Source organism: Methylomonas sp. MK1 (genome assembly GCF_000365425.1).
Classification (GTDB): domain Bacteria; phylum Pseudomonadota; class Gammaproteobacteria; order Methylococcales; family Methylomonadaceae; genus Methylomonas.
In genome coordinates, this window is the sequence record NZ_AQOV01000003.1 from 125,755 (window position 1) to 146,999 (window position 21,245).

A 21,245-nucleotide genomic window follows, 5' to 3' on the forward strand; every position below is an offset into this window, starting at 1 on the left:
AAACACCGAATGATCGATGAACGAAAAGTATCTTTCGATCATGTACGCAAAGCGGCTAACCTTGACTGTTACCGCAATGTTGCTGGTTGGGTTCGGGCTAACCCCGCTCGTTGTCATGCTCGTATCAAGCCTGAATATGAACGGAGCGTTCAGCCTGGATCGCTATCTCGAGCTGTGGACATCCACGCGTCCTCCACAATTGCTAGGTCGGAGCGTACTGCTTGCGGGACTTTCCACGGCTATTACCACTTGTCTGGGCATTCCGCTCGGCATCTTGCTCGGCAAAACCGATCTGCCTGGGCGGCATCTGTTCGCAGCCGGGTTGACTCTACCGTTGCTACTCCCACCTTATTTTCTTGGCTTAGGCTGGTTCGCCTTGCTCGGACGGGAGGGCTGGCTCGCAAACATATTTCCCAAAGCCGCGGCAGTGAATTTATCGGAGTGGTTATTCGGACTGCCAGGTTGCACTCTGACACTGGCCACGATGTTCCTGCCCCTGATGGTACTGCTCACAGCGGCACTCACCCAAAGCGTCAACCCTCGCCAGGAGGAGGCTGCGAGGCTTTATGCTCACTGGCCTACAGTAATTTGCCGCATTACCTTGCCGACCATACTGCCGGGGGTTTCGTTCGGTGCGCTGCTGGTTTTTATGCTGGTCCTAGGCGAAAGCACCGTGCCGATGTTTCTGCGCTATGACGTCTATCCGGTGGAAATCCTGACCCAGTTCGCGGCCTTCTACGATTTCGACGCCGCTACCGCAGCAGCAGCCCCTTTGGCACTGATCGTGTTATTACTATTGGCTCTGGACTGGCGTTGGCGTCGAAATGCGGCGACCGATCTTCGGCCACCGGGAATTTCGCTGTCCATCAAACTGGGTGCCGCAAAGTGGCTGTGGACAGCTGGAGTAGCGGCTTTACTCTTGATTCTGCTGGGACTGCCATTTGGCTCGCTGCTATTTTCTGCCACACCGGCCGATGTCGCCGAAGCATGGCAACGGGCGGGCGATGCCTTGGGGCGCAGCTTACTTTACGCCTCGCTCGGAGCCAGCCTGCTGACAGCCTTCGGATTTTTTCTAGGGCTTTTGTGGCGCGAACGGACGTATAGCGCGAGGCTGACTGAATTCGCCGCACTGTTGCTCCTGATACTACCCAGCTCGGTAATCGGCATTGGCCTGATCGGTCTATGGAACCGGTCCGCAACCGCTTGGCTTTACGCCTCGCCGGGTTTATTGCTGTTGGGCTATCTCATTCAATATGCGGCCCTTTCTGGCGGCATTGTCCGCAATGCCCTGGCTCGCCTGCCATCTTCGCTGGAACAAGCAGCGGCCGTGGCCGGTGCCGGCTGGTGGCGGCGGCTGATCTTCATCGTGCTGCCTCTGAGCCGGCGCGGACTCCTGACTACCTGGTTGGCGACTTATCTATTTTGTCTGCGCGATACAGGTCTGGCGATGCTGGTATACCCACCAGGCGAGGATACTTTACCGGTGCGCATCTTCAGCTTGATGGCCAATGGCTCCTTCGGATTGGTGGCGGCGTTGTGCGCTTTGCTGATGGCTGCGGCTCTGCCGCCCCTTGTCATTCTATGGATTACATCCTTGTGGCCTATCCCTATTGAACTAGCAAAAGGGCTATTCAACAAGCTCCCGGTATGTTTGTGGCCCCGTAGACAGGAGCGTTCGTCATGAATGTCATTGAGTTTCAACAGGTGTGGGTCGCTTATGGAGATAGACCGGCACTGAAAGATTTTTCTTTGGTTGCGGAAACCGGTGAAAGAGTGGTGTTGCTCGGACCTTCCGGTTGCGGCAAGACTACCGTGCTACGCGCTGCGGCCGGTTTCCTGGCCCCCGATCAGGGTGCGGTACTACTGAACGGGACAATTGCAGGAAAAGAGGGTCGCCTTTACCTGGAACCCGAACAGCGCGGACTAGGCATGGTATTTCAGGATTTGGCTTTGTGGCCGCATCTGACCGTGCATGGCAATCTGGAATTTGGCTTGAAAGCGCAGGGCATTGCCAAGGCGGAGCGAGAACGGCGTATCCTGGAAATGCTGCGTCTGGTGCGCCTGGAATTGCGGGCGAATGCACGACCCAACGAACTTTCGGGCGGCGAGCAACAACGCGTGGCGCTGGCCCGCGCTCTGGTTACCCAGCCCCGCTTACTATTAATGGACGAACCTCTTTCCAGCGTTGACTTTGAATTGGGCCTCGAACTGCGCAATGAGATCCTGACGCTTCAGAAAAAGCTCGGGTTCACACTGCTTTACGTGACCCACAATTTGGATGAAGCGTTTGCCATCGCCCAGCGGATCGTGGTGATGCGAGAAGGAGCCATCATCCGGATGGGTTCTGTGGATGAAATCAAGACCTATTTCGCTGAGCGCTCGCTAGTCGGCGGTAAAGCGTCAGATCAGGCCAGACCGCCGTGACCGGTTTTGAATCCTCAATTTCTTCTGACTCAAGTCCTTTTCATCTTTAGGAGTAAAGCATCATGTCGAATAGCAGTTTTCGCATATCCCTTTTTGGTCTTCTGCTGGGCTTAGCATCCCAATCGTCGTCTGCCCAAGAACAGCGGTTTAACTTCGACCAGAATGTAGCCGGTGGGCTGCCGTCAGGTTGGGTTGTCGCGGCCACTAATCCCGATGGCCCTTTAGCCGAATGGCAGGTCAAGGCCGATCCCTCTGCTGGTAGTTCACCTCAAGTACTCGCCATCACCCGTATCAGAAACGAATCCGGAGATGTCTTCAACCTGTGCTGGACGCGCGACCTTGTCTTTCAGGATGGCTCCATCGAAGTGAGTGTGCGTGCCGACAATGGTAAGGAAGACCAGGGCGGCGGCCTGATCTGGAGGGCGCAGGATGCCGACAACTACTACGTTGCTCGCTACAACCCCTTGGAAAGCAATTTCCGCCTGTACTTCGTCAAGGATGGCAATCGCAAACAACTAGCCAGTGCGGACATAGGCGGCATTAAATCCGGCGAATGGTTCCGGTTGAAAATCGTTCACCAGGGCGAGCGGATAGAGGCTTATCTCAACGGCAAGCCATATTTGCAAGCGACTGATCGAACCTTTCTGAAAGCCGGCGGTGTTGGCTTCTGGAGCAAGGCCGATGCGGCCAGTTCCTTTGATGACCTGGTGGTGACCACCCCATAACGGATGAGTCGTTGTGCTGGCTTCCATCCGCTGGAGCTTGCCGTTGATGCTGGCTGGATCGGCCTATGTTTGGGCCGGTCCGCCCTTCGTCACCAACGACCCCGATCCACCGGAACTTGGCCAGTGGGAGATCAATCTGCCTTGGCAGATGGAACGAAACCGAAACGGTTCGGCGAGCGGCGAATGGCTGCGCATGGATGTGAATTACGGATACGACCGTTACACCCAGCTCAGTATAGAAATGCCGCTGCCTTACCACCTTCCCGCCGAAGGCGGATTGCATGTCGGCGCCGGTGATGTGCTATTGGAATACAAGCGGCGTTTCGGCACAGATGCCGAAGCGGGTTATTTCGGCATCAATCCCGAACTCACTTTACCCACGGGAGATACGGCCAGAGGACTGGGTGCGGGGCGAGCAACCCTGCAATTACCGCTGCTGTATCAAAAGCAATGGGGCGACACCATCGTTTACGGCGATGCCCGTTACAAGTGGCATGCCGGCGATGAAGGCAAGAGCTACTGGTTTTTGGGTATGGCGTTTGAGCGGTCGTTTGGCGAAAGGCTGAAACTCGGTGCGGAGGCATTCGTCACCACACCCCGCGCACCCAATGGGGAACCCAACATCGGTTTTAGCGTGGGCGGAAAGTGGGTAATGGCTCCCGGTCGGGTGTTAATGCTATCCGCCGGCCACTCGTTCCTGGACGAACCGGAATTGACTTTATTTATGGGTCTAAAACTATTGTTTTCACCTGAATTATGAAGGAGGTACTCATGAAAACACCTTACTCAATAGGGATAATCCTGCTATTGAACCTTGTGCTGTTTCAAGTCGCCGTTGGCGCGGAATCGACTGTGGTGGTCTATGTTAGCGAGGACCAGGTCTTCTCGGAACCTATCCTTAAGGATTTCGAGCGCGATACCGGCATCCGCGTCAAGGCCGTGTACGATACCGAGGAAACCAAGGGTACCGGAGTCATGAATCGTTTGATCGCCGAAAAGAATAATCCGCAAGCCGATGTGTATTGGGCGAACGAACCCATTCGTGCGGAAGTTCTCAAGCAACGGGAGATTTCAGTGGCATACCGGTCGCCCAATAGCGAAGGCATTTCGGCGGCGTTCAAGGATTCGGAAAGCTACTGGACCGGATTTTCGGCTAGGGCACGAGTATTCATAATCAACCGCAAGGCCGGCATCAAACCCGAAGGTCTTAATGCCTATGTCGATCCGAAGTTGGCTGGCAAAGGCATCATTGCCAATCCGCTGTTCGGCACGACCGCCACTCATGTCGCGGCACTGTTTACAGTCTGGGGCGATGATCGCGGCAAACAATTTCTGAACGCCCTGAAAAGCAACGGCACCAAACTTGCAACCAGCAACGGCGAAAGCGCAGATTTGGTGGCGGCCGGCGAATTCGGGTTTGCGCTGGTGGACAGCGACGATGCGGTCAACCGCATTCGCCAAGGTAAAGCGGTTGAGATGGTCTGCCCGGACCAAGGCGAAAGCCAGCTTGGCTGCTTGATTCTGCCCAATGCTGCCGCACTGATCCGCAATTCGCCGCATCCCGATGCGGGACGTAAGCTGATTGATTACTTACTGTCCAAGGAGACCGAACGTAAGCTGGCTTTCGCCGACTGCGCACAAATTCCCTTGCATAGCGGCGTAGAAACACCACCTGATGTACCGAAAATAGAGCGGCTGACAACCATGCCGGTTGATTATGCGGTGGTGGGACGCAAACTACAGGCCATACAGCCGTGGCTCAAACAATGGTGACAACCCGCTTCATCGACAACATTCGTAATGGTTGCGCCTTATACCTAAAACACGCATACAGGAGAAACTCATCATGTCCGAAATGACTTTATCCGCAACAGCCACGGCTTTTGCGGCTAGCCATGAACTCAAGGCCCTACCCTTCGACCCCGCTAAACTTGACGGTTTTTCCGAAAAACTGATTCGTTCTCACTGGGAAAATAATTACGGTGGTTCGGTTAAGGCACTCAATGCTGTCAAACAAAAGCTGGCTAGTTTTCTGGACGACGCCAATCTGCCGGCGTTTATCTACAACGACCTGAAGCGAGAGCACCTGATGCGTACCGGTTCGGTGGTGTTGCACGAATTGTATTTCGGCAATTTGGGCGGAACCGGCCAAGCCGATGCCGCGTTGCAAAAAGCACTGGCAGATGCATTCGGTAGTTTTGAACTTTGGGAGGAAGAATTTCGCCGCATGGGTGCCGGACTCGGCGGCGGTTCCGGCTGGGTCGTGCTGGGTTATAACCTGCATAGCGGTTTATTGGAAAACTATTGGCAATGGGATCATTTACATGCTCCCAGCGCCACCCTGCCATTGTTGGTGATGGATATGTACGAACATTCATACCAGATGGATTACGGCGCGGCGGCTCCGGCTTATGTCGATGCCTTTTTTCGCAATATTCACTGGGAGACGGTTTCAGCGCGTCTGGAAAAAGCGTTAAAAGCACGGACGATCTGGCAGGCGGGGGATGTGCGATGAAATGGATCACCCGCGAACGCCCTAAAATTGATCGGATTGCCTGTCCTTGGCTAATTGCCCGTTTCATAGATCAAGATTCGGAATTTCTATATGTGCCATCAGGCGATGTGCTGAAAATTGCTGCTGAAACCGGGGCCATTCCCTATGACATTCCAGGCGTTGAACTTTCACATGAAGGCGATTTATGTAGTTTCGATGCCTTCCTGAAAAAATACGCGCTTGATGATAGGGCATTACAACAACTTGCGGTCATCGTCCGCGGCGCAGATACCTCTCGGCTTGATCTGACGCCACAATCCGCAGGGCTATACGCTTTGTCGCTAGGGCTCTCACAGAACTTTGCCGATGATCACGAGATGCTGAAGCACGGCTTGGTGATGTATGACGCGCTTTACGCATGGTGCAAGGACTGTCAGGCCGAATCGCACAACTGGCCACCGCAGATGTGATGACATTTCAGGTATCCGGTGGCCAATCATTAGTGCTTCCGGATACCGAATGAAAAATTAGGATTAAATCGAACTTGGCTCCTTAAATTCTCTGAATTACGGCAGCTCTTTAATTCGCAATCTCGTGAACTGCACGCGGGAGCCGGCGTGGTGATTTTGCAGACCAATGAAACCCTTCGGCGAACGGTTGGCGTTTTGCAGTTGGCTGACCTGCTGACCGTCGAGACGAACGGTAATTGTCGTACCATTGGCTTCAATTTCGTAAGTATGCCACTGACCGATGGCAGGCGTAGCCGTTGAGCCTGCCAGTTTGTATAGGGCGCCTGTGTTATGCAACGCATCGCCGAAGCTTGGCGGATTGGTATCCGGGTTCTTTCCGGTGTTGTCGATCTGAATCTCGTAGCCTTGTGTTACCGGGATCGTCCAGTCGTTGCCAGGATCAGGGAAACGAATAAAGATTCCGGAATTGTCATCCAAGGCAGAGGCCCGCCAGTCGACACGGAGAATGAAGTTTTGAAATTGTTGACGGGTGAACCACAGCAAACCAATGCCGTCGACCGACTCGATGATGTTGCCACCGAGTTCGATAAAACCGCCACTCCCCGCCATTTTCCAGCCATTGATTCCACCACTGCCAAGCGGCACAAAACCGGGTTCAGCACCAAGTCTTTCTCGGACAATCGCTTCCGCGCTGCGGCGCGCCAGGGCTATGGCCGTAAGTGATGGGTTCGCCGACCCCAAAGTCGGGAATAACGCCGGACCCGCAACGTAAGCATTGCTGACGTGATGAAAGCGACCATCGAAATTCGTCACGGAATCATTCGAGTTAACCCCCATCCAAAGTGTTCCGGCTTCGTGATGGGTAGTTCCTAGCCCGTCGCGTGTTGGTTGAACAATAATTTGGATCTTCGTCGGATCGTTGTTGGCAAGAGCATTCGCTAAGTCGATAGCAGCTTTGTCCATGGTGTTCCATAAGCTGTTGTCATCCTGATTGGCAACCAAATTTACCCAGGCTCGGCGCACGCCAAACTCATCAGTCTGATCGCTCAAGTCCATCCAGTTGGGAGACTGGCCTGTCTGCTTGTTGGCGTTGGGATTACGGTCGCCGTTCATCTCGCCGATACCGCGCAAGGTGATGACAATCCAGTCTTCCTGCTGGGCGGCCAACGTCTGATCAAGTACGTCGATGTCGGGAATCATGCGGAACATCACATCCTCGGAGCCGCCCGCCCCGGCCGCCGCAGTGACCTGCAAGTGATAGCGTCCCTTGAGCGTCGAACCACGAACCAGCAGCGCGGCGGCTTCCAGACGCTTCGGCAGTGTCGGGTCGATGGCGGAACGGTGGATGCGCACCACGGTATTCGAGCGCAGATGCGCCATGAGGTTGCGCCCAATCAGCGGTGTAGGAAATGATTCGTATGCGAGTCGCGTAGCTTCAATGGTGCTTGATGCCAATACAACTGCACAAGTCGGCCGGATAGTCAGGAATTTCTGTTGCCCGTTCACGCGGACTTCGATGCTGGTCACGGCACCGTTGTTGGTTTGCAACTTGGTGACGTGTGCCCTGGGTACGATAAAAAGACGGCGCTGCCAGTCGGGACGGGTCGAGGCTTCGCGTACAGCATCCGTGAGGATCGGCATGCTACTCCATTTGTCGAAACTGAACAGCCCGGATGCTGGCGGTGCTGCTTGTACAGCCAGCGGCGCATCTTCAATCCCATCCACTGTCGCCACGCCTGCGGAGGCACTAACGAATTTCTTATGTAGCGCGTCGAACAGCGGGCCGGAAATATAGTCGGTCTTGTCGAACACCCCAATTTCTTTCTCAATCCGTTCATAGGCATCGCCGGCATGCGAGGGGCTTTGCAGATACGTCGCGATAGGCTGTGGCCAATTCTTCAAATCAGCATCGGTAAGACGTGGCGACCATCCACCCCAATAAAGCGAACGACCACCCAGGCAGTAGGCCAAACCGGAGATTGGCGTCATACTGCGCATTGGAATACCCCAGACACGCTCACGGGTACCTGGGTCATCGGAATTCAGAACGACCGGTACATCGAACTTTCCTGTCGGATCTTTCTTTGGGCCGACGGCATTCAAGCCAATACGGGCGAGATTTTGTACATGCTCCGTAACGAGAAGACTACCGGCGTCGAGTACGAGCACTCTAAGGTTGGGGCCCAGGCGATAGATTTTCTCCGCGCAGTAAGCTCCGAACATGCCGGCGCCAATAACAACGACATCGAAGTCGATGCCGCCGTTCATGGTTGCCTCGTCCCAAGTACTGCCAATATAGCGACCCAGGACATCAATCGCCAGACTGGTTTCCTGAACCTCTACCCCTTGATTTGTTTCGACTAATCGATTGATCATGGCATTACCCCTCTGATTGTAATTTGAATAAACGAAACTAGTATTTCGCCGTTTTAACAATCCCATCCAGCACCTGGACGTGAAGTTTGAAGCGTTAAGCTTTACGAGTTGGGATTAAATGAGAGTTTTTGATTTGTAAGCTCATACACTCCCTACTTAATTTAGGAGAGCAAGTAAAGTTAGAGGTCTTTTTGCGGCCAAGTTCAAAGATTAGAAAAAAGAGTTCAAATAACACGAAAGTAAATCCACAGCCTTATTTATACAATCACTACCAGTGCGAGTCTCCCAACTATATGGGAACATAGAAAAAGGATTGCTCATGAGTTCGGGCTTAAACAGATTAAGAAAATACGGCACGCCAATTAGACTGAATGACTAGAAGAAAAAAACCAACCAAAACTGGACGTGAGTCAAACTTAGGCCTGAATCAAACCCCTAGGCACTATCCACGTCTACTGGGCAATCGCAACTTCAAGTTGTTGTTTTCTGCTCAGGTGATATCGCTGGCGGGTAGTGGCGTTACAACCGTGGGGTTAGCGTTGTTCGCGCATCAATTGGTCGGAGGTAACTCTGCCGCCGCTGTTATCGGCAATGCTTTGATGCTGCGCATCCTGGCATTTTTACTGTTTTCCCAACCGGCAGGGGTGCTTGCGGATCGAGCTAATCGTAAATTCATGCTAATAATCGCAGACCTCGTGCGATTCGGTCTCATGGCTTTGTTTCCATTCGTCCATAGCGTGTGGCAAGTTTATCTGATGATTTTCTTGATCAATGCTGCCACCGCTTTTTTCACGCCCACCTATGATTCGACCATTCCTGAAGTTGTGGGCTCTGAGCAGTATGTCCGAGCACTGTCGCTATCGCGGGTGGCGGTCGATGTGGAAGCTGTTTTAGGGCCTGCATTAGCTGGCTTGCTGGTTTCTTTGCTGGGGCTTGAATGGTTGTTCTGGTTTGACGCAGCCACCTATTTAGCCTCTGCCGCTCTAGTCGCTGTCAGCATATTACCGCACGTTTCAAAACAGCACATTCAGTTCTCGTTCCGGACATTCCTGAGCGAATTGACCGTTGGCACCCGGATACTATTACACCAAGCAGTGTTGCGCCGCGCGCTGATGTTGAATTTGGTTGAAGCCATCGCCGGTGCAGCCGCAATCGTCGCAACCGTAGTGTATGTAAGTGATGTACTCATGCTGGGTGAAACTGAATTTGTGTTAGCCATGGCCGGTTTGGGTCTAGGCTCCACGGTTACGGCACTGTTTTTGGGTTGGGCTACTGGTCGTTACGAGTCCGGGGCAAAGAAGCCTTCCGAATTGCATGGGAGACGCCACCGATGGACTGAACGTGCTTTGCTGACGGGCGGTGTCGTATTAGGTCTAATACTGTTACCGGGGGTGCAGCAGCCGCCGTTTATGATCTTCGCATTGCTCTGGATATTGAACGGCGTTGGTCAGGCGCTCATTGCGCTACCCTCTTCGACCTTGCTTGCCGAGCATACTACAGAGGCAGATCGAGGGAGGGCCTACGCCGCACATTTCGCGTTGACGCATGCTTTCTGGCTGATCACCTACCCCGCTATCGGGCAGGGCGTTAGCAGGCTGGAGGCACCTTTGACATTTACCATAGCTGGAGCGGTTTGCCTGATCATCTCCATGGTGGCGATCATTTCACGGAAACCCAATCACGATCACGTACATAGGTAACTGAGGCTACACCCTTTAATGTTTTAGTATGTCGCCAAAAAGCTGATCTCTGATTACAGGGTTAGCGCAATCGACCTTACCGCGGATAAAATCAAAAGATGCCCAGGATAAAAGAAATACGCCCAACGCCCCACTGGCCATACCCTAAACTGAATGGGTTGACGCAGCAGCCAGAGACCAAATAAGGCAACTGTAAAGCTGGTTCCCAGCACTAGCAGCGGATAAAGCTGTAACCCGGTTATATTTGTAAATAAGTAGTCACCTCTATTGATCCATGCAGACAAAGCCGCGGGCATTAGCCAGAAAACAGTTGAATTTCTGATTGCAATGAGAAACGCGGCAGGAAGCAACGTGCCACAAACGCCGTACATAAGAGGACCATCGAACCAATAAGCCAAACAGATCGCAACGATGCTTACGCCAATGCCCATCAGCTTTTTTTGTAGCGCCATCCGGGCAATCATGAATCCCAAAGTCAAGCTTGGCAATACGTTAAGCGATAGGGGCTTTGTAAAAAATACACGATACGCTGGTTCAGAGAGTAGCGAGAAGGCTGCTAGCCACAGGAAATATCTAATGCTTTGAATACAAAAAGCATCAACTTGAGCTGACCGATTGATATTCGCCGCAATAATTAAACAAAAAAGTGGGTATGAAATACGGCCTGGTACAAACAAACCAGTGAGTGATGGCCAGATATAATGAATGTGATCGATCAACATCGTTGAGATTGCCAGCCATTTAATTAAATCAATACTTGAGCTCCGATTTTGTATTTTCGAACTATTGGTGATCTGCGTTAATTGTGAAATTCGATGGAAAATTTCTCTCACAGCTAAATTCATCATTTGGCACGAAAACTTATCCCAATACATTGATACACACCAGGATACCTAGCACTTTGGCTATTCATCTTCAGTCCTTGTCAAATGACCAGGGACTGTGTTCCGTAAATCGCCGAAGCGTAGATACAACACCGGCACTACCAATAAATTAAGCACGGTCGAAGTCAACAAACCGAACAAAATCACAGTCGCCATTGGCGCCTGAATTTCACTGCCCGGCTCGCCGCCGCTAAAGGCGAGCGGCGCCAATCCCAATCCCGCCGCAAGCGCCGTCATTAAAATCGGGATCAGCCGTTCCGAGGCGCCCCGTCTAACGACTTCGGTAAAGTCTTTCACGCCTTCCTGTTCCCATAAATTGCGAATGTGAGCAACCAGCATCACGCCGTTGCGGGTGGCAATGCCGAATAAGGTGATAAATCCGATCATCGACGCTACCGACAATATGCCGCCCGACACATAGACGCCAATTACCCCACCCACCAGTGCCAGCGGCAAATTCAACATCACCAGCAAGGCGTCGCGCATCGAGTGAAAAGCCACATACAGCAAGAGAAATATGCCCGCCGTGACCACCGCGCCCAGAATCAGCAGAGTTTGCGCGGCTTCCTGGGCGCTTTCGAACTGCCCGCCGTATTCGATGTGGTAAGCCGACGGCATTTGCACCTGCGCGGTCACCCGCTGGCGAATGTCGTTCACGACACCGGCCAGGTCGCGGCCCGCCACGTTGGCCATGACCACCAGTTTGCGTTGTACATCTTCGCGACTGATCGTGTCCGGGCCACGGGTTTTCTGAATATCCGCCAAGGCATGCAAGGGCAGCTGCGCACCGCTGGGTGAGGTTAACAACGTGGCGCGAACGGCATCGAGGTCTTCCTTGGATTCGCTGGGATAACGCACCACCAAATCAAAGGCGGTTTGTCCCTCGAAGATGCGTGACACTTCCTTGCCTTGAAAGGCCGTTTCCAGTACCTCGGCAACTTGCTCCATGGTGAACCCATAACGGGCGATGGCGGCACGGTCAAACTTCACCGATAGAAACGGTACATCCGACGGATTGTCGATAGAGACATCCACAGCCCCCTCGACAGCTTCCACCAATCCCTTCACTTGCTGGGCCAGGCGGCGCAATTCGGCCAAATCGTCACCGAAGATTTTGACGGCAATATTGGCGCGAGTACCCGACAACATGTGATCGATACGATGGGAAATCGGTTGTCCGATCACGGCGTTGGCACCTGGCACCAGCGTCAATTTTCGTCTCAACTCGGCTAGCACCGTTTCCTTGTCGCGGTCTTTCATCGCCAGCCGGACATCGATCTCCGAGGCATAAACCGCTTGGGCATGGGGGTCAAGCTCCGCGCGCCCGGTTCGCCGCGCCGTGGCGGCGGTTTCCGGCAGTTGCAGAATGATTTTTTCGGCCATCTGGCCAATCTGATCCGATTGCTCCAGCGACGTGCCTGGAAGCGTCACCACGGCGATGGTGAGGCTGCCTTCGTTGAATTCGGGCAGAAACGAGCGACCGGTCAGCGCCAAGGCAATCAGGGTGGCGACTATCGTGCCGGTTGATGCCACCACTGTCCAGCGCCAGTGAGGTAGTACGCGCGCCAAGCAGGCGGTGTAATAAGCTTTCAGTCCAAGCGCCAATTTGCTCTCGTGCACTTCCGTTACCGTGCGTGAATGTGGCAGCAGATAACTGCTCAAGGCCGGCGTAACAGTTACCGCGACTAACAGGGATGCGGCAATGGCCACCACATAAGCAAATCCCAAGGGTTGCATCAATCGTCCTTCGATGCCGGAGAGGAAAAACAACGGTACAAAAACCAGCATGATGATCAAGGTGGCGTAAACGATGGAGCCGAGAATTTCATGGCTGGCACGAAGCACCGTGGCGGCAATCGGCGCGGGTGATGGCTGCTCGGCACGCTCTCGCAGCCTGCGCACGATGTTTTCCACCACGATAATGGCATCGTCCACCAACGCCCCCAATGCGATGGCCAAGCCGCCGAGGGTCATGGTGTTGAGGGTAGCGCCGGAAGCGCTCATGGCCAACACGGCGACGATCAGTGAAATCGGCAATGCAATCAAGGTAATCAGCGTAGCGCGAGCACTCAACAGAAACAAGGCCACTATGATCACCACCAATATGGCACCATCACGCAGCGCGTGACCAAGATTGGCAACCGCAACAGCAATGAAGTCCGCTTGTCGAAAAATATTGGTATCGATAGACATGCCTTTGGGCAGTGCCGTCTGGATTTCATTGAGTGTTTTTTCCAAACGCTCGGTCAATTCCAGGGTATTGACCGACGGCTGCTTCTGGATGCCGATAATGACGGCCGGTTCGCCATCATGAGAGCCGGTACCACGTTTGTAGGCCGGTCCGATGCGAATGTCGGCGATATGTTTCAATAACACCGGGCCTGATGGACTCGATACGGCCGTTTGCGCCAAATCCTCGATCTGCTTGACTCGACCCAAACCCTGTATCAGATATTCCTGGCCGCCACTGGCGAGAAAACCGGCAGAGGCGTTGGTATTAGAGGCACGCACCGCCTCGATCACGTCATTGAGGGATAGCCCGTAGGCCACCAGACGTTCCGGGCGGACTTCCACTTGATATTGCTTGGTATCGCCGCCGATGCTGATTACCTCGGCGACACCTGGCACCGCCAGTAAACGCCGGCGTATGGTCCAGTCTGCCGTGGTTTTTAAGGTCATGCCATCGTCGTGATCGGATCGCAAGGCGATAAACAGAATTTCCCCCATCACCGAAGCGATTGGGGTCAGGATCGGCGAGGGCAAGTCTTGTGGCAGTGCGCTACGCGCCAATTGCAGTTTTTCGGCGACGATCTGCCGAGCCTGATAGATGTCGGTACCCCAGGCAAATTCGACATTGATCACCGCAAAGCCGACACCCGTGGTGGAGCGGACCCGACGCACACCCGGCGCGCCGTTCATGGCGGCCTCTATGGGAAACGTCACCAGTTGCTCCACTTCCGCCGGCGCCATGCCGTGCGCTTCGCTCATCAGGGTGACCGTCGGCGCCGTCAGGTCGGGGAACACATCCACCGGCATGCGGGTGGTTTCATAACCGCCCCACAGCAACAGCAATAATCCTAATAACAGGACAAACAGGCGATTCTTCAGCGACCAATCCAGCAGCCATCCAATCATGACACTCCCCCTTAATGGACGTGGCCATGCACGGCAGCGCCGGGCGCGGTTGCCGCGAGATACACCAGATAAGCGCCTTGGGTGACGACACGGTCAGTCGGCGCGAGACCGTCTTTGACTTCGACAAAACCCGAGTCTCGTACACCCAGCTTGACCAGTCGACGCTCGAAAGACTCGCCGCCGGTCTGAACGAACACCACGGAGAGTCCGTTATCATCGACCAATGCCGATTCCGGCACCGCCAACGCCTCGGTCGCCTGTCCGGTAAACAAGCGTACCCGAGCAAAAGACTCTAAAGGCAGGCGCGGATCAGGCCGGTCGAGCTCAAAGATCACCGGCAAGGTGCGATGTACGGGATCGATCACCGTTGCCAGCGATACCAGTCTGCCATTTTCGCCGGGCCTGATTTCGAAAACATCATCGTAACCGTCAACCTTGAAGGCTGCGCCGCTGATTTGAGCGAGTTGTGCGGAATCCGCTTCCGGCACCCGAGCCTCCAGCCAAAGCCGACCGCGATCAACGACTTGAAACAGTTTCTCACCGCTTTCCACATAGCGGCCGTTACTCACAAACGATTGCGCGATAATGCCTGCCAGTGGCGCTTTGAGAGGAATCCCGCTGCCGCTGGCATCGGCAGGCTGGCGGTATTGATTCAGGCGTTTTTGCGCGGCTTCCATTTCAGCATGCGTCAACTCATGCGTGGTTTGCGCGGTGAGGGTTTGGCGCTCGGCCATCACGCCGCTGTCCAGCAACATTTTGGCGCGGTCATGCTCTTTATGCGCCAAGTCGTGACGCAGTTGCGTCTTACGGGCTTCCTCGCTCAAGGATGCCATATCGCCCCGTTCGGCCAGACGCGGCACGATGGACGCCAAAAGTTGGCCACGGGCCACCTCATGGCCCACCACGGGCATCTGCTCGGGAAATATGACGATGCCGGCACTCGGTGCCGTCAGGGTTGTTTCCGCGTTGGAAGGCGCATGCAATACTCCCGTAGCCGGCAGCGAGGCACGCAAGGTTTTGCGCTGAACCAAGGACGTAGCGTGTAGTGGTCAACTTTTTTCGGACACCAAAATAGGTTGTTGATCTGCCATTTTCATTTCATAGCCGTTGGGCGGCAGGTAGCCCAATGACGAATGCAAGCGCCGACTGTTGTAGAAATTGACGATATAGTCGGTCACGTCTCGGATGGCCTCGGTATGGTTGGCATACTGGCGGTGCCAGACGCGCTCCATTTTAAGATTCAGAAAGAATCGCTCCATTACGGCATTGTCCCAGCAGTTGCCCTTACGACTCATGCTGCCCTGAAAACCATGATGGGCCAGTAACGCCCGATATTCGTGACTGGCGTACTGACTACCCCGGTCGGAATGGACGATCAGGCCCGGCGGCGGTCGGCGCTGGGCGATGGCGATTTGCAAGGCGGTGCAGACCAGTTCTGTCGGCATGTTGGGTGCCATGGCCCAACCGACGATTTTGCGCGAATAAAGATCCAACACCACCGCCAGATACAGCCAACCGCTCAGGGTCCGTATGTAAGTAATGTCCGAGACCCAAGCTCGGTTGGCCTCGGCTTGCTCAAACTGGCGATCCAACACGTTCTCGTACACCGGCAGGTTGTGGTTGCTATCGGTGGTATGCACAAACTTGGGTTTCCAGATCGGCTTGATCTGGAGTTCCTTCATCAGGCTGCGCACCCGATGACGGCCAATCTCGATTCCCTGTTCCGCCAGTTCCTTGCGCAGACGACGACTGCCATAGCATTGACCGGTGGCTTCGAACAGACTGCGCAGTCGAACCCGCGTGCCGCAAAGCGCTTGAGGCTGCCGTGCTCGTCTCTGGGCCGCATACCATCCCGACCGACTGACGCCCAGTAACTGACAACCCTGCTGCACCGTGACGACCTTCTCTGCCGTTAACTGGTGAATCACTTGGTGTTTCATCGCAGTTCCTTGGCAAAGAAGGCCGAAACCTTTTTTAGCAATTCGTTATCCGAACGCAGTTGCCGATTTTCTAATTCCAGCTGCCGAATCCGCTGCTGGTCAGGGGTTAACGGCTTACCTATGCCCGGTTGACCGGATTGCTCGGCCTGCACCTGCTTCAGCCAGCGACGTACCGCAGTCTCGCCCAGCTTCAGCTCCTGACAAACCTGAGGAACCGTGAGTCCCTGTTCATGGATCATTTGTACTACTTGCAGCTTGAACGCCGCATCAAAACTTCGCCTTTCTCGTTTCATTCGTTTCACCTTGAAGGTTGATAGTTTATCAACCTATTCGGGTGTCCGTTTTTATTAGACCACTACATTGCCGCCTTTTGGCGCAAGGGTTCTTCGAGATGTGCCGCGACATGCTTATCGATTCGCACATCAACGGCTGGCAGTAGCGTAATCTGACCTATGGATTCAGGCTTAAATTCCGAAGCCCGGTAGAATGCGGGCTGGGTAACGGCACATCCTTCCAGCAAGAAAAGCACACCGACTAACATGATTAGGATTGTTTTATGCCAACGGATAGTCATGACTCTTTCCCCCTCGTTATTTCTGGTGATGCAGATTTGCCATCATCAAATTTTCCTCAGCCGCTTTTTCGTAGGCATTGATCAATGCTTGGCAATGTTCTTTAAACCCTTCGGCTTGCCGGCCATAAAGATAGCTTTTAGCCTCGTATTGGCTCAAAAGCATCTTGTGTTCCTGGACCTTGGCCTGCATCTCCTTAGCGGTTTCTTCATAATGCTTTACCAACGCCTCATGCTGTACGGCCAGGTCCAAATCCATCGAATGAGGATTGATTTCACTACAGGCAGCTAGTAAGCCGGTCATTAAAAGCAAAGTAATCAGTAATTTTGTTTTCATAGGTGATTTCCAGAGAAACGGATTTTAGTTTAGTAATCCAGAAGCAATTTGACGGTGCAGCCGAGCCATTTCCAAGTTTTCTTGCTCGGCTTGAGCATATATTTTGATCAGTTGTAAACAATGTGCTTCGAATTGAGCATATTGCTCATCTGCTTTTGAAAGAATTGCTTGATATTCCCCTAATTCTTTTTTGTGGTCTTCGGACTTCACTTTCATTTCATAGGCTATTTGTTCGTAATGAACTGCCAGCGCTTCATGATCTGTCTTTGTTTTCGCGTTATGAATGGCTACGATCATGTCCATGGGATGCGAAGTCAGCTGGACGCAGCCACCCAACAATCCCAGCATTGCTGAAATGAGTAAAGTTTTCGTCATGCTCATAGTAAAGCTCCTTAAATAAAACCCTGTTTTTGGGGGTGGAGGCACATTAAAATTGGTCGCTAATTAGGTTTTTCGTTTTACGTTTTCCCTTGGTTATAGAGAATGCGGTTCATGTAATTCTCTAAGCGCGGAGCGAATAACCCGGAAAGAAGAATTCAACAACAGCATAACAAGACAGGATGCGACGAAAATATCCGCCCATCCCGATTCAAAGTACCAAACTGCTCCCGCTGTGATAAGTACCGATAGATTTGACGCTATGTCATTTCTTGAACATTCCCACACGGAGCTCATGTTAATGTCTTCGTTTCTATGCTTCCACAGAAGAAATAGGCATAGCGAATTTGCAGCCAGGCCAGCCAAACTGAAAGCGCCCATGATCTCGTAAGATGGTAGAACAGGCACAATCAACCTCTGAATGATTTGCGCCGAGACCACACACGCCCCGATCAATATCAGGCTACCCTTGAATAAAGCCACTTTCGCCTTGGTGGCAGCTTCTTGGGAAACGGCGTAAAGGCTCAAGCCATACGTTAGCGCGTCGCCGAGATTGTCCAGGCTGTCCGAGAGTAGAGCCGTCGACTTTCCGTAAACGGCTCCGCCGACAATGACAACAAACATAACAGCATTAACGATGAGAACCGCTTTAAGCGTGCCGCGTTGTCGTTCGCGTAATTTCTCAATTGCGCAGTTATTTTCACAACATGAAGCCATATCAAATTCCCTCGTGAACCTAACAAATTGATGAAAGCATAAGTAACCTCTAAGGACTATGGGTGTCGAAACCGTTCTTGAAATTGCAACACCAGACTGTAAATCACAGGAAATACCAAAAGGCTTAATATCAACACGGTGAGCATGCCGCCCAGCGCGGGGGCGGCGATACGCTGGGTGACATCAGCACCGGTTCCGGTCGCCGTCATGATGGGTATCAAACCTATGATGTTGGCCAGCGAGGTAATGGCTACCGGTCGCACCCGTAGAGCCGTCGCCGCTTCGCTAGCCGCTCGGATTTCCTCGCCGGTCAATGGCCCCTGTTTTTGCGCCCGCAGCTTATCAAGTTCAATGTCGATAAAACTCAGCACCATCACCCCGGTTTCCGCCGCCGTACCGGCCAGGGCGATGAAGCCGACATAGACGGTAATCGACAGGTTGTATCCCAACCAGTATATGAACCAAATTCCACCAATCAGGCTGAATGGAATCGCCAACATCACGATAGTCGGCTCGGTGATATTTCGAAAGGCGGTATACAGCAGGATAAAAATCAGCAGTAGCGTGATGGGCACCACGATGCGCAAGCGTTCCGCCGCCCGTTCCATGTATTCAAATTGACCGGACCAAGTGACGGTATAACCTGCCGGTATCGTGACATTTTCGGCTAAGGTCTTTTTTGCCTGCTCCACATAACCACCGATGTCAGAGATTTTAAGGTCGACATAAATCCAGGCGTTGGGCCGTGCATCCTCGGTTTTAATCACATCCGTACCGCGTTTAAAGTTGATGTCTGCCACCGATGTTAAAGGAATCTGGCTGCCTGTCGGGGTGGAAATCAACACTCGTCGCAAAGCTTCCGGGTTATCCCGCAGATCGCGCGGATAGCGCAAATTGACCGGATAGCGCTCTAGCCCTTCGACGGTTTCAGTGATGTTCATGCCGCCAATCGCACTTTGAATCACATCCTGTACATCGCCGACCGTTAAGCCGTAACGCGCGGCTGCTTCGCGGTTGATGTCGAAATCCAGAAAATAGCCGCCAACCGCCCGATCACCGTAGGCCGAAAGCGTGTCCGGCAAGGTTTTCATGGCCTGCTCGATTTGCAGCGACAGGGATTGCAGCACATTCAGATCGGGACCGGACACCTTGATGCCCACCGGGGTTTTGATGCCGGTAGACAGCATGTCTATCCGGGTTTTGATGGGCATGGTCCAGGCGTTGGCCAATCCGGGAAAATGAATGGACTTGTCCATTTCATCCATCAGTTGCCGGGTGGTTTTGGTTGGATCAGGCCACTCTTCTCGCGGCTTTAACTTAATGGTAGTTTCTACCATCATCAACGGCGCGGCATCGGTGGCGGTTTCGGCCCGGCCAATCTTGCCGAACACATGATGCACTTCCGGAAAGGTCTTAATAATCTTGTCGGTCTGTTGCAAGACTTCCCTAGCCTTGGTGATGGAGATGCCCGGAAAGGTGGTGGGCATGTATAAAATATCGCCTTCATCCAGGGGCGGCATAAACTCGCTACCCAGTTTGGATAAGGGATAGAGCGTAGAGGCCATCAACAGCAGAGCCACGATGAGTGTGGCAGCCCGCCAGCGCATCGCCAATTTCAAGACCGGCGAGTGAATGGCATGCAGGAAACGGTTAATCGGATTTTTGTGCTCGGGGATGATCTTGCCGCGCACAAAATAGCCCATCAACACCGGTACCAACGTGATGGTCAAGATCGCAGCCGCCGCCATCGCATAGGTTTTGGTATATGCCAATGGGCTGAACAGGCGGCCTTCCTGCGCTTCCATGGTGATGATGGGCAGGAAGGACACGGTGATCACCAGCAAGGACGAAAACAATCCCGAACCCACTTCGCGGGAGGCGTTGCCGATGGCTTGCCAACGTTCCTGTGAAGTCAGCTTGGCTTGCTTCTTCTCGGCTGCTTCGGCAAGGTGTTTATGGGCATTTTCGACCATCACCACGCCGCCATCGACCATGTCGCCGATCGCCAGCGCGATGCCGCCCAAGGACATGATGTTGGCGTTCATACCTTGCCATTTCATCACGATAAAGGCCATCAAGATACCCAGCGGCAAGGTGATGACAATCACCAAGGCTGAGCGCAGATGCAGTAAAAACAAGGCCACCAAGGCGCAGACTATGATCAGTTCTTGGCTCAGCGCATCCTTTAAGGTGTCTACGGCTCGTTCGATCAAACTGCCACGATCATAGACGGTGACGATTTCAACGCCTTCCGGCAGGCCTTTCTTGAGTTCATCCAGTTTTTTACGCACGTCCTCGATGGTCGCCAAGGCATTTTCGCCGAAGCGCATCACCACCACGCCGCCGGCCACTTCGCCTTCGCCGTTGAGTTCGGTGACGCCGCGCCGCAGTTCCGGGCCGATCTGGACATGAGCCACATCCTGCAGGCGTATCGGCGTACCGTTGGCGTCGACGCCAACCGGTATGGTATTCAGATCGGCGATGGATTTGATGTAACCCAAGCCTCTAACCATGTATTCGGTTTCGCCAACTTCCAGCAAGCGGCCACCGACATCGTTATTAGAGCGTTTGATGGCCATCATCACCGTGGATAACGAAATCTCATAGGCTTGCAACGCGTTGGGATCGACTTCCACTTGATATTGCTTGACGTAGCCGCCGACCGAGGCGACTTCGGAAACGCCGGGAACAGTCTGTAGTGGATAGCGTAGATACCAGTCCTGAATCGAGCGCAATTGCGCCAAATCATGCTTGCCGGTCTTGTCCACCAAGGCATATTCGTAAATCCAGCCGACACCGGTGGCATCCGGACCCAATGCCGGTGTGACACCTTGCGGCAAACGATTTTTTACATAGTTGAGGTATTCCAGCACCCGCGACCTGGCCCAATACATATCCGTGCCGTCTTCGAAAATCACATAGACGAAGGACAGACCGAAGAAGGAATAACCACGTACCACCTTGGCATGCGGCACGGCCAGCATGGCGGTGGTCAATGGATAAGTCACTTGGTTTTCGACTACCTGCGGCGATTGGTCGGCATAGTCGGTGAAGATGATCACCTGCACATCGGACAAGTCCGGTATGGCATCCA

The 21,245-nt window shown here is 53.4% G+C and carries 18 protein-coding genes; 8 read left to right on the forward strand and 10 right to left on the reverse strand.

The window, feature by feature from the left end; all coding sequences use genetic code 11:
- Positions 1-16: 16 nt before the first annotated feature.
- The 7 genes from G006_RS0124420 to G006_RS0124450 all read left to right on the forward strand — a co-directional run bounded on the left by G006_RS0124420 (position 17) and on the right by G006_RS0124450 (position 6,113).
- A complete protein-coding gene (locus tag G006_RS0124420) occupies positions 17-1,684 on the forward strand; it encodes an ABC transporter permease (protein WP_020485854.1) in 1,668 nt (555 codons plus the stop codon).
- Positions 1,681-2,424, forward strand: a complete 744-nt coding sequence (locus G006_RS0124425) for an ABC transporter ATP-binding protein (protein ID WP_020485855.1) — start codon at positions 1,681-1,683, stop codon at positions 2,422-2,424. Before G006_RS0124420 ends, G006_RS0124425 begins: the two co-directional genes overlap by 4 nt.
- A 62-nt stretch (positions 2,425-2,486) precedes the next feature.
- Entirely contained in the window at positions 2,487-3,149 is a 663-nt protein-coding gene (locus tag G006_RS0124430; protein WP_020485856.1) for a family 16 glycoside hydrolase, read from the forward strand.
- Positions 3,150-3,162: 13 nt separating this feature from the next.
- A complete protein-coding gene (locus tag G006_RS0124435) occupies positions 3,163-3,909 on the forward strand; it encodes a hypothetical protein (RefSeq protein WP_020485857.1) in 747 nt (248 codons plus the stop codon).
- Positions 3,910-3,920: 11 nt separating this feature from the next.
- A complete protein-coding gene (locus G006_RS0124440) occupies positions 3,921-4,922 on the forward strand; it encodes an extracellular solute-binding protein (protein ID WP_020485858.1) in 1,002 nt (333 codons plus the stop codon).
- A 73-nt stretch (positions 4,923-4,995) separates the two neighbouring features.
- Positions 4,996-5,664 (forward strand): superoxide dismutase, encoded by a 669-nt coding sequence (locus G006_RS0124445; protein WP_020485859.1) that lies wholly within the window; start codon positions 4,996-4,998, stop codon positions 5,662-5,664.
- Positions 5,661-6,113, forward strand: a complete 453-nt coding sequence (locus G006_RS0124450) for a chromate resistance protein ChrB domain-containing protein (RefSeq protein WP_020485860.1) — start codon at positions 5,661-5,663, stop codon at positions 6,111-6,113. Before G006_RS0124445 ends, G006_RS0124450 begins: the two co-directional genes overlap by 4 nt.
- Positions 6,114-6,209: 96 nt before the next feature.
- Here G006_RS0124450 and G006_RS26485 read toward each other — a convergent pair whose 3' ends face one another.
- The gene (locus G006_RS26485; RefSeq protein WP_020485861.1) at positions 6,210-8,489 is read right to left on the reverse strand and encodes a family 16 glycoside hydrolase; all 2,280 of its coding nucleotides are present in this window, start codon (positions 8,487-8,489) and stop codon (positions 6,210-6,212) included.
- A 371-nt stretch (positions 8,490-8,860) separates the two neighbouring features.
- On the opposite strand from G006_RS26485, the gene G006_RS26490 reads away from it, so the two are divergent.
- Positions 8,861-10,189 (forward strand): MFS transporter, encoded by a 1,329-nt coding sequence (locus tag G006_RS26490; protein WP_020485862.1) that lies wholly within the window; start codon positions 8,861-8,863, stop codon positions 10,187-10,189.
- Between the two features lie 53 nt (positions 10,190-10,242).
- On the opposite strand, the gene G006_RS0124470 is transcribed toward G006_RS26490, so the two are convergent.
- From G006_RS0124470 to G006_RS0124515, 9 genes are all read right to left on the reverse strand, one after another.
- Positions 10,243-11,064, reverse strand: a complete 822-nt coding sequence (locus tag G006_RS0124470; protein ID WP_020485863.1) for a TraX family protein — start codon at positions 11,062-11,064, stop codon at positions 10,243-10,245.
- Between the two features lie 30 nt (positions 11,065-11,094).
- Positions 11,095-14,208 (reverse strand): efflux RND transporter permease subunit, encoded by a 3,114-nt coding sequence (locus tag G006_RS0124475; protein ID WP_020485864.1) that lies wholly within the window; start codon positions 14,206-14,208, stop codon positions 11,095-11,097.
- 11 nt (positions 14,209-14,219) lie between these two features.
- Entirely contained in the window at positions 14,220-15,239 is a 1,020-nt protein-coding gene (locus tag G006_RS26495; RefSeq protein ID WP_020485865.1) for an efflux RND transporter periplasmic adaptor subunit, read from the reverse strand.
- An 18-nt stretch (positions 15,240-15,257) separates the two neighbouring features.
- A protein-coding gene (locus tag G006_RS0124485) for an IS3 family transposase (protein ID WP_235048809.1) occupies positions 15,258-16,441 on the reverse strand; the annotation gives its coding sequence in 2 pieces (ribosomal slippage) (positions 15,258-16,177 and positions 16,177-16,441; 1,185 coding nt in all).
- Between the two features lie 62 nt (positions 16,442-16,503).
- On the reverse strand, positions 16,504-16,722 hold the full coding sequence (locus G006_RS0124495) for a hypothetical protein (RefSeq protein WP_020485866.1): 219 nt from the start codon (positions 16,720-16,722) through the stop codon (positions 16,504-16,506).
- A gap of 16 nt (positions 16,723-16,738) precedes the next feature.
- The gene (locus tag G006_RS0124500) at positions 16,739-17,056 is read right to left on the reverse strand and encodes a hypothetical protein (protein WP_020485867.1); all 318 of its coding nucleotides are present in this window, start codon (positions 17,054-17,056) and stop codon (positions 16,739-16,741) included.
- A gap of 24 nt (positions 17,057-17,080) precedes the next feature.
- Positions 17,081-17,437 carry a hypothetical protein gene (locus G006_RS0124505; protein WP_020485868.1) on the reverse strand — a complete coding sequence of 119 codons (357 nt, stop codon included), beginning with the start codon at positions 17,435-17,437 and terminating at the stop codon, positions 17,081-17,083.
- A gap of 93 nt (positions 17,438-17,530) precedes the next feature.
- Positions 17,531-18,151, reverse strand: coding sequence for a cation transporter (locus G006_RS0124510; protein ID WP_020485869.1), 621 nt, complete (start codon positions 18,149-18,151; stop codon positions 17,531-17,533).
- Between the two features lie 56 nt (positions 18,152-18,207).
- A partial coding sequence (locus G006_RS0124515) for an efflux RND transporter permease subunit (RefSeq protein WP_020485870.1) occupies positions 18,208-21,245 on the reverse strand: 3,038 nt, incomplete at its 5' end.

Coding starts and splice junctions, on each gene's coding strand:
- G006_RS0124420 (WP_020485854.1), top strand. CDS start 17: ATGAACGAAAAGTATCTTTCGATCATGTACGCAAAGCGGCTAACCTTG.
- G006_RS0124425 (WP_020485855.1), top strand. CDS start 1,681: ATGAATGTCATTGAGTTTCAACAGGTGTGGGTCGCTTATGGAGATAGA.
- G006_RS0124430 (WP_020485856.1), top strand. CDS start 2,487: ATGTCGAATAGCAGTTTTCGCATATCCCTTTTTGGTCTTCTGCTGGGC.
- G006_RS0124440 (WP_020485858.1), top strand. CDS start 3,921: ATGAAAACACCTTACTCAATAGGGATAATCCTGCTATTGAACCTTGTG.
- G006_RS0124445 (WP_020485859.1), top strand. CDS start 4,996: ATGTCCGAAATGACTTTATCCGCAACAGCCACGGCTTTTGCGGCTAGC.
- G006_RS0124450 (WP_020485860.1), top strand. CDS start 5,661: ATGAAATGGATCACCCGCGAACGCCCTAAAATTGATCGGATTGCCTGT.
- G006_RS26485 (WP_020485861.1), bottom strand. CDS start 8,489: ATGATCAATCGATTAGTCGAAACAAATCAAGGGGTAGAGGTTCAGGAA.
- G006_RS26490 (WP_020485862.1), top strand. CDS start 8,861: ATGACTAGAAGAAAAAAACCAACCAAAACTGGACGTGAGTCAAACTTA.
- G006_RS0124470 (WP_020485863.1), bottom strand. CDS start 11,064: ATGTATTGGGATAAGTTTTCGTGCCAAATGATGAATTTAGCTGTGAGA.
- G006_RS0124475 (WP_020485864.1), bottom strand. CDS start 14,208: ATGATTGGATGGCTGCTGGATTGGTCGCTGAAGAATCGCCTGTTTGTC.
- G006_RS0124495 (WP_020485866.1), bottom strand. CDS start 16,722: ATGACTATCCGTTGGCATAAAACAATCCTAATCATGTTAGTCGGTGTG.
- G006_RS0124500 (WP_020485867.1), bottom strand. CDS start 17,056: ATGAAAACAAAATTACTGATTACTTTGCTTTTAATGACCGGCTTACTA.
- G006_RS0124505 (WP_020485868.1), bottom strand. CDS start 17,437: ATGAGCATGACGAAAACTTTACTCATTTCAGCAATGCTGGGATTGTTG.
- G006_RS0124510 (WP_020485869.1), bottom strand. CDS start 18,151: ATGGCTTCATGTTGTGAAAATAACTGCGCAATTGAGAAATTACGCGAA.